The organism is Corynebacterium striatum, from assembly GCF_016728105.1.
GTDB classification, from domain to species: Bacteria; Actinomycetota; Actinomycetes; order Mycobacteriales; family Mycobacteriaceae; genus Corynebacterium; species Corynebacterium striatum.
Map to the genome: position 1 here is coordinate 2,595,964 of NZ_CP068158.1, position 14,089 is coordinate 2,610,052.

16 protein-coding genes and 1 riboswitch are annotated in these 14,089 nt (G+C 61.9%); of the genes, 9 read left to right on the top strand and 7 right to left on the bottom strand.

All coding sequences use genetic code 11. The features are described 5' to 3' along the window. Positions 1-2 precede the first annotated feature (2 nt). The 6 genes from I6I72_RS12105 to thiC form a co-directional block, all read right to left on the bottom strand. Complete coding sequence (locus tag I6I72_RS12105) at positions 3-1,157, bottom strand: ThiF family adenylyltransferase (RefSeq protein WP_201807017.1); 1,155 nt, start codon at positions 1,155-1,157, stop codon at positions 3-5. Then, complete coding sequence (locus tag I6I72_RS12110; protein ID WP_049063504.1) at positions 1,157-1,936, bottom strand: thiazole synthase; 780 nt, start codon at positions 1,934-1,936, stop codon at positions 1,157-1,159. Before I6I72_RS12110 ends, I6I72_RS12105 begins: the two co-directional genes overlap by 1 nt. Before the next feature lie 4 nt (positions 1,937-1,940). Further along, positions 1,941-2,138, bottom strand: a complete 198-nt coding sequence (gene thiS, locus I6I72_RS12115) for a sulfur carrier protein ThiS (protein ID WP_005528881.1) — start codon at positions 2,136-2,138, stop codon at positions 1,941-1,943. A gap of 47 nt (positions 2,139-2,185) precedes the next feature. After that, positions 2,186-3,301, bottom strand: coding sequence for a glycine oxidase ThiO (thiO, locus tag I6I72_RS12120; RefSeq protein ID WP_201807032.1), 1,116 nt, complete (start codon positions 3,299-3,301; stop codon positions 2,186-2,188). Beyond that, positions 3,298-3,900, bottom strand: coding sequence for a thiamine phosphate synthase (locus I6I72_RS12125; RefSeq protein ID WP_236592702.1), 603 nt, complete (start codon positions 3,898-3,900; stop codon positions 3,298-3,300). The genes thiO and I6I72_RS12125 overlap by 4 nt, the downstream gene beginning before the upstream one ends. Before the next feature lie 31 nt (positions 3,901-3,931). Then, the gene (gene thiC / locus I6I72_RS12130) at positions 3,932-5,689 is read right to left on the bottom strand and encodes a phosphomethylpyrimidine synthase ThiC (protein WP_046645279.1); all 1,758 of its coding nucleotides are present in this window, start codon (positions 5,687-5,689) and stop codon (positions 3,932-3,934) included. Further along, positions 5,686-5,801, bottom strand: a riboswitch (TPP riboswitch). It overlaps the preceding gene by 4 nt. A 175-nt stretch (positions 5,802-5,976) precedes the next feature. Here thiC and rplS point away from each other — a divergent pair. The 9 genes from rplS (at position 5,977) to I6I72_RS12175 (ending at position 13,268) form a co-directional block, all read left to right on the top strand. Beyond that, positions 5,977-6,321, top strand: coding sequence for a 50S ribosomal protein L19 (gene rplS, locus I6I72_RS12135; protein ID WP_062038443.1), 345 nt, complete (start codon positions 5,977-5,979; stop codon positions 6,319-6,321). A gap of 321 nt (positions 6,322-6,642) precedes the next feature. Beyond that, on the top strand, positions 6,643-7,338 hold the full coding sequence (gene lepB / locus I6I72_RS12140; protein WP_046645404.1) for a signal peptidase I: 696 nt from the start codon (positions 6,643-6,645) through the stop codon (positions 7,336-7,338). 70 nt (positions 7,339-7,408) lie between these two features. Then, on the top strand, positions 7,409-8,101 hold the full coding sequence (gene lepB, locus I6I72_RS12145; RefSeq protein ID WP_100621956.1) for a signal peptidase I: 693 nt from the start codon (positions 7,409-7,411) through the stop codon (positions 8,099-8,101). Then, entirely contained in the window at positions 8,088-8,729 is a 642-nt protein-coding gene (locus I6I72_RS12150; RefSeq protein ID WP_049063497.1) for a ribonuclease HII, read from the top strand. Before lepB (I6I72_RS12145) ends, I6I72_RS12150 begins: the two co-directional genes overlap by 14 nt. A gap of 63 nt (positions 8,730-8,792) precedes the next feature. Beyond that, positions 8,793-9,098, top strand: coding sequence for a DUF2469 domain-containing protein (locus I6I72_RS12155; RefSeq protein WP_005528899.1), 306 nt, complete (start codon positions 8,793-8,795; stop codon positions 9,096-9,098). 197 nt (positions 9,099-9,295) lie between these two features. Next, positions 9,296-9,664, top strand: coding sequence for a YraN family protein (locus tag I6I72_RS12160; protein ID WP_049151819.1), 369 nt, complete (start codon positions 9,296-9,298; stop codon positions 9,662-9,664). Next, positions 9,651-11,171 carry a YifB family Mg chelatase-like AAA ATPase gene (locus tag I6I72_RS12165; RefSeq protein WP_049151820.1) on the top strand — a complete coding sequence of 507 codons (1,521 nt, stop codon included), beginning with the start codon at positions 9,651-9,653 and terminating at the stop codon, positions 11,169-11,171. The genes I6I72_RS12160 and I6I72_RS12165 overlap by 14 nt, the downstream gene beginning before the upstream one ends. Further along, positions 11,168-12,346 (top strand): DNA-processing protein DprA, encoded by a 1,179-nt coding sequence (dprA, locus tag I6I72_RS12170; RefSeq protein WP_201807042.1) that lies wholly within the window; start codon positions 11,168-11,170, stop codon positions 12,344-12,346. Before I6I72_RS12165 ends, dprA begins: the two co-directional genes overlap by 4 nt. Positions 12,347-12,368: 22 nt before the next feature. Further along, complete coding sequence (locus I6I72_RS12175) at positions 12,369-13,268, top strand: tyrosine recombinase XerC (RefSeq protein WP_201807045.1); 900 nt, start codon at positions 12,369-12,371, stop codon at positions 13,266-13,268. Here I6I72_RS12175 and I6I72_RS12180 read toward each other — a convergent pair. Then, positions 13,231-13,758, bottom strand: a complete 528-nt coding sequence (locus tag I6I72_RS12180) for a M23 family metallopeptidase (RefSeq protein WP_201807050.1) — start codon at positions 13,756-13,758, stop codon at positions 13,231-13,233. The genes I6I72_RS12175 and I6I72_RS12180 overlap by 38 nt on opposite strands. Between the last annotated feature and the right edge of the window lie 331 nt (positions 13,759-14,089).

Genomic DNA, 14,089 nt, shown 5'->3' on the forward strand with positions numbered 1-14,089 from the left:
AGCTAACCAAGCTCCCGGTGTAGGCGCTCCGCGCCGCCGGGGTAGTTGCGCAGCCGCAGTCCAAGCCCTGCGGCGAGCTCGCCATAGCGCAGCGCGAACCCGGCGCTGCGGCTGCCAGAATTACAAATTACCCAGACGGTGCCGCCAGCCGGAGCATCTAAAGAGCCCAGCGCCTCGCGCACCATCTCATCGCCAGCGGTGCCTGCAGCAATCGTGTGAAAAGGCAAAGCGCGCTGGCGCAAGTTCGCCGGCAGCGAGCTATAAAGCAGTGCGGACGGGTCGCGGATGTCGAGGAAGCACTCCGCAGCTTCGCCAGCGCTAGCAGCAACGCCAGCGCTAGCAGCAACGCTGGCGCTAGCAGCAACGCTGGCGTTGGAATTGAGCTCGGCATGAGCTCCCAGTGAGGTGCATAGTGCGCGCCCGGGATCGGCGCTGACGCGGAAGCTGCGCAGACTAGCTGGGTACGCGGTGTAGCTGGATACCTGGCCCACGGTGGTGTCGATTCCGGTGAACCAGCCAATCGCGGCGGTGGCCATCAGCCCGCCGATGACGGAGGTGGTAGCTCCCAGAACACCGGCGCTGGCGCAATCGGGAAGGGTATCGGCAGTGGGAGCGGCAGGGAAGAGGTCGCGCAAACCGCAGCCGCGGCCATCCGGGGTCTCAGTGCCTGAATGCCATAGTGCTACGTCGCCGCGAAAACCCAAGACGGTGCCCCAGACCAGCGGAGTCGAGGTTGCCTCGCAGGCGTCGGCGATGAGGTACTTCGTGTCGAAGGTATCTGTGCCGTCGATGATGAGGTCTGTGTCCTGACACAGATGCAGTGCATTGTCTGCGCTAAATCGGGCGACTTTCGCCTCGATGTGTATCTCTGGCTGTAGCTCGCGGGCGCGCCGGGCGGCGACCGCGGCCTTGGGCTGGCCCACGTCATCCACGCCGAAGAGCACCTGGCGGTGGATATTGCTCAGCGCTACCTCGTCATCGTCGATGAGCGTAATGTGCCCGATACCCGCGGCGGCCAGCTGCTGCAGGACCGGGCAGCCCAATCCGCCCGCGCCCACGATGAGCACGTGCGTGCGGTTAAGCGCAACCTGCGCATCCTGTCCGATTAGCACCTGTTGGCGTGCGGTGCGGGCAGACTCGAGTTCGCTAAGGCCCACTAGAGCACCTCATCGGCCCAGCTGGCAAGGCCTTCAAAGGTTGAGGAGGCTTGGGCATGCTCGCGGCGCGGGATGCGTCCTGCTTGGCGGGCATAGTGCCCGGCGGCCACCGCATGACGCATAGCGTGGGCCATGGCCACGGGGTCTTGGCAGCGGTTGATAGCGCTGGCCAGCAGAACCCCGTCACAGCCTAGCTCCATCGCGAGGGCGGCGTCGGAGGCGGTGCCGATGCCGGCGTCGACAAGCACGGGCACACTGGCGCGCGCGGCGATGAGCTCGATGTTGTGGGGATTTAAGATACCCAGCCCCGTGCCGATCGGCGCGCCCAGCGGCATCACGGCGGAAGCGCCCGCATCCTCCAAGCGCAGCGCCGCCACTGGGTCATCGCTGGTATAGGCCAAGACCGTAAACCCCTCTGCCACGAGGAGCTCGGTGGCGTCGATGGTTTCTACGACATCGGGAAGCAGCGTGTGTTCATCCGCGATGACTTCTACCTTGACCCAATTGGTGCCTAGCGCCTCGAGTGCCAGCTGCGCCGTGAGCACGGCATCGCGCGCGGTGCGGCAGCCCGCGGTATTCGGCAGCGGCTCGATGTTAAGCCGGCGCAGCAAGTCAAAGACGCTCTCGCCACCTGCCTGCGCGCTGTGGCGGCGCATCGCCACGGTGGTCAGCTGCGTGCCGGAGGCTACCAGCGCTTTTTCCAGCGCGTCCTGGCTGCTTGCGCCTCCTGTGCCCATGATGAGCCGGGATTCAAAGCTCTTATCCGCGATTGTCAGCACTTTACTAGCCTCCCTGGATTGCAGTAAGAACATCGATGACCGCGCTTTCTTCGAGGCGGGTGTCTTCCCACGCCGAGCGCGGAACCACCGCGCCATTTATGGCCACCGCAGTGCCCGCCTCTGGTGCATTGACCTCGGCAATCAGTGCCGCCACTGTTGCTGCGGTGGTATCCATCTTCTGCCCGTTGTAAGTGATTGTCATCGTGTTCCTTATATATCTGTCTTAATATCGCTGTCTGTACTTCGGCTCTAGCGCGCAAAGCGCAGCGGGTCACAGGCCGAAAGGTCGATGCTGGGGTCCTCGCCGAGGACGAGCTCGCGCGTACACCGTGCGCCGAAGGCGGCCAGCAGGATGCCATGGCGGAAATACCCAGTGGAGACAATGAGCCTGTCACTCACGCGCCCCAAGTAGGGAAGATCATCAGGCGTGCCCGGGCGGGCGCCGGTGGTGGCTTCTAGGAACTCGCAATCCTCGATGCCCGGCAGCACCCGGATGGCATCGCGCAGCAAGTCATAGACACCGCCGGCCAGCGGGGCATGGAGGCTATCCTCGCGGCTGGTCGCGCCCACGGCGATGGTTCCGTCGCCGCGTGGAATCAGATAGATAGGGCGGTCTTCCACGAATCCGCGCACCACGCGGTTTAGTAGCGGGCGGCGTTGCTCTGGCACACGTAGGCGCAGGATGTCGCCATAGACTGGGCGCAGCGGTTGCGACCATCCGCTAAGACCATTCGCCCCCAGTCCGGCGGCCAGCACCACCTGGTCTGCGGCGAAGGTACCTTCTTCGGTGTGTACCATTCCGCCGTCGACTCCATCGTCGATGCGTGTGACCTTTGTGCGGTGAAAGCGCACGCCTAAGTTTTCCGCGGCGTCATATAGCGCGAGCGCCCATTGCCGGGGGAAGACCTGCGTATCCCCAGGAATTGAGACGGCGCCGGCCAGGCGTGGGCTCAGCCCCGGTTCGAGGGAGCGCGCCTGCCGCACGGTGATGCGCTCGACCTGCATGCCGTGCGCATTCTGGTAGTCCATGAGCTCTGACAAATGCTGGGAATCGGCGCGGTCCGCGGCTACCACGAGCGTGCCTTCGTCGCGGTAGCCGGTATCGAGGTCGCTGTGCTTGGCGACGGCCGCGATAAGCTCCGGATACCACTTGCCTGAGGCCTGCATAAGCGGAAAGAGCGGGTCTTGTTGATAGACCACCTCCGCGGCGGGCGCCAGCATGCCGCCGGCATGGTGCGTGGCGCCGGATGCCGGCGCTGGGTCGAAGACATCGACATTGATCCCTGACTGGGCCAACTCTACTGCGGTGGCAAGGCCAATGACCCCGGCGCCGACGATAGCAACGCTTGAGCTGGCAGTGCTCATGCGCGACCTTTCTCGAATTCGCTCAGGAGACGCTCGCAGTAGGCAGCCGGGTCCGGGGCATTCATGATTCCGCGCACGACGGCCAGGCCGTCGACGCCGGTTGCAGCGAGCTCGGCGGCATCGTCCGCGGTGACGTCGCCGATGGCGACTACGGGCAGCTGCGAGGCGGCGACGATCTCTGGATAGCCCTCGAGCCCCAGCGGGGTGCGCCCGGAATCCTTCGTCGGGGTAGCGCGGAAGGGGCCGCAGCCGACGTAGTCGAGGACGTCCGCGTACTGGTTCGCGTCTCTAATTAACTCAAGTGTTCCCGTGGTCAGGCCAATTATGGCATCGGGGCCGAGCAGCTCACGCGCGGCACGTGGGCAGAGATCGTCCTGGCCGATGTGCACGCCGTGTACGGGCGCGCCCGCGCAACGCAGAGCTAGGGCGACGTCGACGCGGTCGTCGATAAGCACGTGTGCGCGCGGATTTACCTCGTGCACCGTCTCGGCCACGCGGGCGCCCAAATCATAGAGCGCGCGGGCAGAAATAGGCTTTGAGCGCACCTGGACCACGCCCGCGCCGCCACGCACGGCGGCCGCGGCAATCTCCGGTGTCATATTGGTGCCGGTGACGAAGTAACAACGCAGATCAAGCACGGCCGGCTGGCTCCTTGTCTGCCGTTTGATAGAGCTGGGAGCCTTGCGCCTTGAACTCTGCCGACATCATTGCCTCGCCCGCCTTGGCATCGACAGGGAAGCTCGGCATGCCCAGGGAATCTGAGAAAGTATCGCGAATATCCTGGCTAATCCGCATGGAGCAGAACTTCGGGCCGCACATCGAGCAGAAGTGCGCGGTCTTAGCAGGCTCGGCGGGCAGAGTCTCGTCGTGGTATTCCTGCGCGGTTTCCGGGTCGAGCGAAAGCGCGAACTGATCGTGCCACCGGAACTCAAAGCGGGCCTTGCTCATCGCGTCATCCCACGCCCGCGCGCCGGGGTGGCCCTTTGCCACGTCGGCGGCATGCGCGGCGAGCTTGTAGGTGATGACACCGGTCTTGACGTCGTCGCGGTTGGGAAGGCCCAGGTGCTCCTTCGGGGTGACGTAGCACAGCATCGCGGTGCCGCCCATGGCGATGTGTGCGGCGCCGATGGCGGAGGTGATGTGGTCGTAACCAGGCGCGATGTCGGTGACCAAGGGGCCGAGCGTGTAGAACGGGGCGTCGGAAGCCCAGTCCTGCTCCAACTCGTTGTTCTCCTGGATCATGTTCAGCGGAACGTGGCCGGGGCCCTCCACCATGACCTGCACGTCGTACTCCCAGGCACGGCGGGTGAGCTCGCCGATGGTCTTAAGCTCGGCGAACTGCGCGGTGTCGTTGGCATCGGCCAGGCTGCCAGGGCGCAGGCCATCGCCCAAGGAGAAAGCGACGTCGTATTGCGCAAAAATCTCGCATAGCTCGTCGAAGTTCTCGTAGAGGAAGGACTCCTTGTGGTGAGCCAAGCACCAGCCCGCCATGATGGAACCGCCGCGGGAGACAATTCCGGTGACGCGCTTGGTGGTCAACGGGATAAATGGGAGCAGAACGCCGGCGTGGATGGTCATGTAGTCCACGCCCTGCTCACACTGCTCGATGACGGTATCGCGGAAGATCTCCCAGGTAAGGTCCTCGGCCACGCCGTTTACCTTCTCCAGCGCCTGGTAGATGGGCACGGTGCCAATTGGCACAGGGGAGTTGCGCAGAATCCACTCGCGAGTGGTGTGGATGTCATCGCCGGTGGAAAGATCCATCACGGTATCGGCTCCCCAGCGGGTGGCCCAGCGCAGTTTGGACACTTCTTCTGCGATAGAGGAAGTCACGGCGGAGTTGCCGATGTTGGCGTTGATCTTGGTCAAGAACTTACGGCCGATGATCATCGGCTCGGACTCAGGGTGGTTGATGTTATTCGGGATAATCGCACGTCCGCGGGCGACCTCGGCGCGCACGAACTCGGGATCGCAGTGCTCGCGCAGCGCCACGAACTCCATTTCCTTGGTGATGATTCCCTGGCGTGCATAGTGCATCTGGGTGACTCGCTTGCCCGGCTTGGCGCGCAAAGGAGTGCGCTTTTGCCCGCGCCATTCCTGGGAGGCAGCGCCGCGGCGCTGCGCGGACTTGCCGTCGTCGGCCAGATTGCGCTCGCGGCCGGCGTACTCCTCGACGTCGTCGCGCTGCGCGATCCATTCGCTGCGCAGACCTGGCAGGCCCACCTCCGGCTCACACTCGGGGCCGCGGGTGCGGTAGACACGGAAAGGTTCGTTGGGTCCAGTGGGCGAGTCATCGAGCTCGATCTGGGTTTCCGGTACCTCCAGGCCATCACGGATGATGGGGGAGTAAGAATGCTTGGGGTGGATCTCATTAGGGGTAGCCGTCATGGCGCCTTCCTCTCTTCCTTCGCTGGTGCTAACCAGACAGGTTCAAACGGTCTAGATGCGGTATCTGCACCTATCTCAGCCCACTTCTTCATGGGCACCCGTGGGGTACTTGCATTACACACCATAAGCCCTGTGATGCGCGTCTGTCTTGGAATTGCAAGAATTTGCTGTTCGCGCGGTGGGTATGGAAGAATCCTCTTGTTCTATGTAACAGGCACGAACCGGTCAGCTTCTTCAAGGTTGAAGGGGCGCTAGGGTCCTCTGTCTTAAACTGAAAAGGAAAAACAATGGCTAACCTCATTGATAAGGTAGATGCAGCACAGCTGCGCGACGATGTCCCAGACTTCCGCCCAGGCGATACCCTCGACGTAAATGTCAAGGTCATCGAGGGTAAGACCCAGCGTGTTCAGCTCTTCAAGGGCGTTTGCATCCGCCGCCAGGGCGCTGGCATCCGCGAGACTTTCACCGTCCGTAAGGTCTCCTTCGGTATCGGCGTTGAGCGTACCTTCCCGGTTCACTCCCCGAACCTCGAGTCCATCCAGGTTGTACGCCGCGGCCGCGTCCGCCGTGCAAAGCTGTACTACCTGCGCGACCTGCGCGGCAAGAAGGCTCGCATCAAGGAGCGCCGCTAATTTTAGGCGTTCAGGCCTCCTCCTTCGCTTCGGCGAAAGGGGAGGCCTTATTTTTATATCCTCTCGCTGCGATTGCAAGGAATCCGCTGATAAGAGTTGGATGGGAACAGCAGCTTGGTGCTCGGTGTGGTGCGGGAGTTGAGAGGTTTTGTTGCTAGGATTTAGCGCGTGAATAACGAGAAGGAATTCGAAAATCAAAACAGTGATAATTCTGCTGTGCCAGGTAACTCCGGTGCAAACGAAGAAGTCACTGGCCGCCGGGTCGCTGCCGAGAAGGTCACGCCGGTAGAGAAAGACTCTGACAAGGGCGAGAAGAAAGAGATGCCCTGGATTCTGGAAACACTCCTCGTTATCGTGTGTGTGCTTGCGGTCGTCGGTTTGGTACAGACCTTCATTGGCCGCCAATATGTCATTCCTTCTGGTTCGATGGAACCAACCCTCCACGGCTGCGATGGCTGCACCAATGACCGCATCTTCACCGAGAAGATTTCTTACTACGGCGACAAGGGCCCAGAGCCTGGCGACGTCGTGGTCTTTGAGGGCACCGAAGACTGGAACCGTAACTACGTGTCGCCGCGCTCGAACAATAGCGTGATCCACGCAATCCAGGACGCACTAAGCTATGTGTCTTTGACCCCGCCAGATGAGAACACTCTGGTCAAGCGTGTCATTGCTACTGGTGGCCAGACCGTTTCCTGCCAGGAAGGTGATCCAGCAGTCATGGTTGACGGTAAGCCCATCAAGCAGGACTATGTCATGGATCCGCCAACGTACCCTGTGGATAAAACCACCGGTTCCGAGGCATGCGGTGGCGCATACTTTGGCCCAATCACCGTTCCAGAAGGCAACATTTGGGTCATGGGTGACAACCGCACTGCCTCCGCGGATTCCCGCTACCACATGCAAGATCGGTACCATGGCACGATTCCCGTAGAAAACGTTCGCGGCAAGGTCATGTTTGTGCTGTTCCCGTTTAGCCGCATCGGTGGGATCGATGACCCAGACATCCAAGCCTAGGGGGTCTGGGGCTAACAGTCCCCGCATTCGTGCTGCAAAGCCGCGGCGGGCGGAGGAAGAGCGCGTCCGTATGCGCGATTTGCTGCCCACGGTCGTGGCCGTGTTTGTGTTCTTGGCTCTAATGCAGACTTTCGTGGGCCGGATGTATCTCATTCCTTCGGCCTCCATGGAGCCCACGTTGCATGGCTGTGCGGGGTGTAAGAATGACCGCATTGTGGTCCAAAAGCTCAGCTACTACTTCTCCGATCCACGCCCTGGCGATGTCGTGGTCTTTGCCGGTGAGGATTCCTGGAACGCCTCTTTCCAGGTTCAGCGCTCCGACAACGTGTTGGTACGCGGACTGGAAAATGCAGGTGCCGCAATCGGCTTGCTGCCCAACGGTGAGAACATTTTGGTCAAACGCGTCATAGCCACAGAAGGCCAGACGGTGTCCTGCGAAGCAGGGGATCCCGCCGTCATGGTCGATGGTTTACCCATCGACCAGTCCTACGTGAAAACACCCGCCGAAATACCCGTCGATGAAGCCGTAGGCTCGGATGCTTGCGGCGGTGCTTACTTTGGTCCCGTGACCGTCCCGGAAGGCAACATCTGGGTCATGGGAGACAATCGCACTAACTCGCTCGACTCGCGTGCGCACTTGGGCGATCATCTGCAGGGCACCATCCCCGTGGACAACGTCCGTGGCAAGGTAGAGGCCGTTGTTCTTCCTATTCCGCGTGCTCACCTGGTCGATGACCCTGACATTCAAAATGCGGCGTCTTAAACAACAACGCACCTACGAGGTGGCGCTGAGCAAGGCAGGTTTGGGTCCTGTCGCCGGCGTTGATGAGGCAGGGCGCGGAGCCTGCTGCGGGCCGATTACTATTGCCGCCTGCATCCTCCCGGACAAAATCATCCCGGAGCTCGACAAGCTGACGGACTCCAAAAAGCTCAGCCCGGCCACGCGCGAAAGACTCTTTCCCATTATCAAGGACAAGGCTGTGGCCTGGTCCGTGGTGCATATTGACGCCCGGGACATCGACAAGCGCGGCATCCAGCACGCCAACGTTTCAGGGATGCGGCGGGCGGTAGCGCGGCTTGATGTTCGCCCGCATTACGTGCTTAGCGACGCCCTGAAAGTTCCCGGCATGCCTGCACCCCAGCTGCCGATTATTGGTGGTGATGCGGCAGCGCGCTGCATTGCCGCGGCGAGCGTGCTGGCCAAAGTCTCCCGTGACCACATCATGGATGTACTCGACGTGGCCTACCCAGGCTATGGATTGGCGGGGCACAAGGGATACGGCACCGCGGCGCATCAGGCTGCGATTGTGAAATTAGGCGCAACCCCAGAGCACCGGATGGGTTATGCCAACGTGGCGAACGCTCATGCGGAATTTCTCGCGCGCGCCTGAATCTGATTACGAAGTTTCCGCGTTAAGCTGATTCACGTTGACCCTGACATTGGAGGAAAGCTAGTGAGCGCAGAGGAACTCGACAACTACGAGGCAGAAGTAGAACTCTCCCTCTACCGTGAATATCGGGACGTCGTCAGCCAGTTCTCCTACGTGGTGGAGACCGAGCGTCGTTTCTACCTCGCCAATGCAGTGGAGCTTATTCCGCATACTTCGGGCCCTGACGTCTACTACGAAGTACGCATGTCCGATGCCTGGGTATGGGACATGTACCGTTCCGCGCGATTCGTGCGCTACGTTCGCGTGATCACCTACAAAGACGTCAACATCGAAGAGCTGGACAAGCCAGACTTCGTCCTGCCGGAGTAGAAGCCTCCGCGGAGCGGCCACACCTCCGCCAGAAATTCGCCCTAAAGTCGCGCCCCATGCGGGATTTCTTCATCCATCGCGATGAGTTATCCACAAAAGGGGCGCTGTGCGCGTTTTGGGGCTAGCGCGTCCTGTCCTCTCTCGGCTGAACTGGCGTGTGCAGGTGTGCTGCATGGACCGGATTCGGGGGAGAGAAAATGTACGGAAAAATGAATAAACGGCACTCGCTGGGCAAGCGGGGCGAGGCTTATGCGGCTTTGTTCTATCGCCAGCGCGGTGCGGAGATTATCGCAGCGAACGTCAACTACGCCGTGGGGGAAATCGACCTCATCGTGCGGGAGGGTGACACGTACGTCTTTGTCGAGGTCAAGACCCGGGCGTCGGATGCTTACGGGGTGGCCGAGGCGGTGACTGCGCGCAAGTTGGCGCGCATGCGCAAGGCGGCGTTGCGGTGGCTTGAGGGAAAGCCGCGGTGTTATGTGCGCTTCGACGTGCTGGCACTGGTGGATCAGGGCGCTGAGTTCGAGGTCACGCACTATGAGGGGGTCGAAGATGGCGCTTGGTAGATGCATGACCACGGCTTTGGAGGGCGTGATTGCGCACGTGGTCACGGTGGAGGCCAACGTGGGGGCCGGGCTGCCCGGCGTGCACGTGGTGGGCCTGGCGGATACGGCCATTTCGGAGTCGCGTGACCGCATTCGCACCGCGGTGGTTAACTCGCGGCTGCCGTGGGCAAAAACGCGCGTGGTGGTTTCGATGTCGCCTGCAGCGTTACCGAAGTCGGGTGCGCACTTCGATTTGCCCATGGCCTTGGCGATTCTGGCGGCGCAGATGCCGCCCTCGGAGCGCCTGGAGCGTGCGTTGGTGTTGGGGGAGTTGGGGCTGGACGGCAGCGTGCGCCCAGTCTCTGGAATCATCCCAGCCTTGTTGGCGGCGCGCTCACAAGGTTTCGAGACGCTGGTGATCCCGCCAGGTAACGCGGCTGAAGCTACGCTGGTGCCCGATATGGATGTGGTGGTCGCGGCCACGCTGACCGATGCTTTTGCATGGGCCTGTGGTGGGCGCGATCTGCCGAGTGCTCGAGCGGTAGATGCCCCTGCGCATACGCTTGGTGACGGCCCGGACTACCGCGACATCGCCGGGCAACGGGAGGCCAAGTGGGCAGCCGAAGTCGCTGCGGCCGGTGGCCATCACCTGATGTTGGTGGGCCCACCTGGCTCGGGCAAGTCGATGATTGCGGCGCGGCTGCCGTCTATCTTGCCGGCGTTGAGCGCTGATCAGTGCGTGGAGGCGACAGCCATCCATTCGCTCGCGGGAACACCCGGCGCGGTCATCATGCGCGCGCCGTTTATCGCGCCGCACTCCTCGGTAACGCGTGCGGCCTTGCTGGGTGGAGGTTCGGGCAATCCCCGTCCTGGTGCCGTGAGCCTGGCGCATCACGGAGTGTTGTTCCTCGACGAGGCGAGTGAGGTCTCTGCACGAGTGCTCGATGGCCTGCGTGCGCCGCTGGAAGAGGGGCACGTCCGGATTTCTCGTGCGCGCAGGGAGATTACGTTCCCGGCGCGCTTCCAGCTAGTGCTGGCGGCGAACCCCTGCAGGTGTGCTGCGGAGGATGCTTCGAAGTGCACGTGCCGGTCGTCGGACAGACGCAACTATCTGAGCAATCTCTCTGGGCCATTGCGGGATCGCCTCGATATGGTGGTTAACGTTTCGGGCCAAGCCGCAACCCTGAGCGCGGAAGGTGAAGAAGACTCCGCCACGATTGCGCAGCGGGTGGCGCAGGCGCGCCAGCGGGCAGCTGCCCGCTGGCGTGAAGACGAGCTGCCGGTGTTCAATAACGGTGCTGTTCCAGCCTCCTATCTGCGGCGACACCGCCCAGCTACGGAAACTGCCATGGCGATGCTTGCAGCGTATCTGGCAGACGGGGAGTTGAGCCAGCGCGGTGTGGACCGCGTGCTGCGCTTGGCGTGGACCCTGGCGGATCTGGACGCAAGCCCGCAACCGGACATCGACCACGTGGGCAGAGCGCTCGAGCTGCGCGGCGTCGGTGTGTTGGAAAGGCTGGCGGCATGAGCGAGCTGAACTTATCGACGCCCCTGCACACCTGGGTTTATCTCAACCGTGTGGTGGAGGGTCCATCCCGCACGTTGCACGGATTGCTTTCGCAGTACCCAGCAGAGGAGATTGCGCACGGAATCTACAACGCAGCCGACTGGATTGGACCGTTGAAGACTGAAACCGCCGGGAGGCGGGATTGGCTGCGGCAAGACGAGGACATTGCCACGGCAGAAGTCGTAGGAGCACGCCTTATCACCCCGGAGGACGCGGAGTGGCCGGAGGAGGAATTCACCCGGGCCTTTGGCTTCTACCATCAGGGGCTCTCCGATGCGCCGTCTACATTCGATAGCCAGGCTTTCCCACCTCATGCGTTGTGGGTGCGCGGCGCCAATGTGCGCCAGACGGTGGCTCAGTCCGTTGCACTGGTGGGAACGCGGGCTATAAGCCGCTACGGCTGGGAAGTCTCACGCATGCTGGCAACGGGATTGGCGCGCCATCAGTGGACCACGGTGTCGGGCGGCGCGCTGGGAGTAGACACGGCCATCCACGAGGCGACGCTGGAGCACAACGGGCTCACCGTGGCCGTGGCGCCATGTGGAATCGACCGGGCCTATCCCGCACGTAACGGCAGACTCTTTGATCAGATAACGCGTAGCGGTTGCCTCATTTCTGAATTCGCGCTGGGCACTACACCGCAGCGGCACCGTTTCTTGACGCGCAACCGCTTGGTTGCGGCGCTTTCTGCAGGCACTGTGGTGGTAGAGGCGGCCTTCCGTTCTGGGGCCTTGAACACGTTGAACTGGGCGGAGTCGATGGGTCGTGTGGCCATGGCTGTCCCCGGCCCGGTTACGACTTCGGGGTCATTGGGTTGCCACATGCGGATTCAGGAGCAGCGTGCGCAACTGGTCACCTCGGTCGATGAAATCCGCGGATTACTTGGAACTGTGGGAGGCGTGGACGCTGCTGGGCAGTATGAGCTCGACTTCGCTCCCGACAAAGTGCAGCAGCTTTCCCGGAATGAGCTCAAGGTTTATGACTCGACTCCGCCTTTGGGCGAGGAAGGCGTGAGCGCAGAGGATATCGCGGCGGAGGCAGGAATGCGGGTGGCGCTGACGGTGCACCTGTTGGTGGCTTTGCAGAAGCTTGGCCTCGTGGTGCGCGAGGGAAAGCGGTGGAGACGCAGCGAGTGATGCTGGAGTACACTGCTGTGACATGAGTAAACGAGTGGAGGAGCCCACGGGGCAACTGGCCGAGGCAATCGAGGATTTTGCCGAACATCAGTTGTTAGTCCGTGGGCGCTCTGCTGCAACGGTCAAGGGCTACCGCTCGGACCTGCGCGATCTCGCGCGTAGCGTACCGGACTTCGCAAGCTTTGACCTGAATGCTCTGCGCGCCTGGCTAGGCGAAGCGGTTGCACAGGGCAAGTCGCGAGCTACCCTCGCGCGCCGAACTGCTGCCGCCCGAGCGTTCTCCACCTGGGCGGTGCGCGAAGGCCATCTGCAGGCTGATGTGGCAGCGCAACTCGTTAGCCCGAAGGTGGGCAAACATCTTCCCAAGGTTCTTGCTGCAACCGAGGCTGGTGAGCTTGTAGGCAACGCTGCCTCGCACGACGAGGTTCATTTCCTACGTGACAGCGCTATGCTCGAGCTCCTCTATGCCACCGGCATGCGTGTTGCGGAACTGGTGGGCCTTGATGTCGGTGACCTTGATCTGCACCGCCGGACCGCACTGGTCACGGGTAAGGGAAACAAGCAGCGCGTCGTACCCTTTGGCGACGCGGCGTCTGATGCGCTTGCGACCTGGATTGAAAAGGGGCGTCTACAACTAGCCGGCGACACTGATGCGGTGTTCGTCGGGACTCGCGGCGGGCGTATCGACCAGCGGCAGGTCCGCCGCGTGGTAGAAAAGGCTGCGCAGATCACCGGCGCTACTGGCCTTACCCCGCACGGGCTGCGCCATACTGCCGCAACGCATCTGCTTGAAGGTGGTGCGGATTTGAGGGTGGTCCAGGAGCTGCTGGGGCATTCCTCTCTGCAGACCACACAGGTCTACACCCACGTATCAGCGAAGCGGCTCAAGGACGTCTACTCCCGCGCCCATCCACGGGCTTGAGCCGGATGACTGGGGCGTCGAGAAGCGAAAGCGGATCGATGTAGGTCTTTTCCACGCCGTCGATAAGCGCGCCCCAATGCAAACCCGGCTTACCGTCAACAGGCGGGGCTAGCCTCCCAATGACTTGGCCCTCGAGTACGTGATCGTCCTTGTTGACGTGCGCGAATACCGGTTGATACGTCGTCCGTACACCATCCGCATGGGAGATTGAGACCACCGGTTTGCCGGCCACCTTGCCCACGAAATAGACCGTGCCTTCGCCTGCGGCCAGTACCTCGCCGCCGATGGGTAGATCCAAATCCACACCTCGGTGACCGGCGCTCCATTTCTCCTTCGGTGGATTAAACCCCTCCAGAACCCGGCTGGGGGTTGGACTGCCAGTAGTGGGGTCGACGTAGGCGAAGGCTATTGGCATGGCGGATAGGACAACGCACCAGAGCGTGAGAATGACAGCAATGAGCGGGACTTTGGGCAAGCGAAACATTTTCATGATGGCAGTATGGAGGCGCCGCTTGCAGTGTTGGAAGAACGAGAAATCTCGCTGTGAATAAAGTGCGACGCGAGATAATAGTGATGAAGATGTGGCGGTTGTAGGGGAGAAGTCACGCTAAAACTGTGGAATTCGCACGTCGTTTTGGATTTCTTCCCTGGGTGTGGCTAGAATTTGGCCCAGCAGTGTGTCCGGCTTGCCAGGCGCATTGACTACGCGCGGCGAAGTCGTCGCTTCCTGGGTTAAGGAAAAGACAGCGTCGTGTCGACGTGGTCCCCAAGAAATTGGGGTGTTGACCGGTGCCTTCGTTGCTAGGGTGCGGAATAAAACA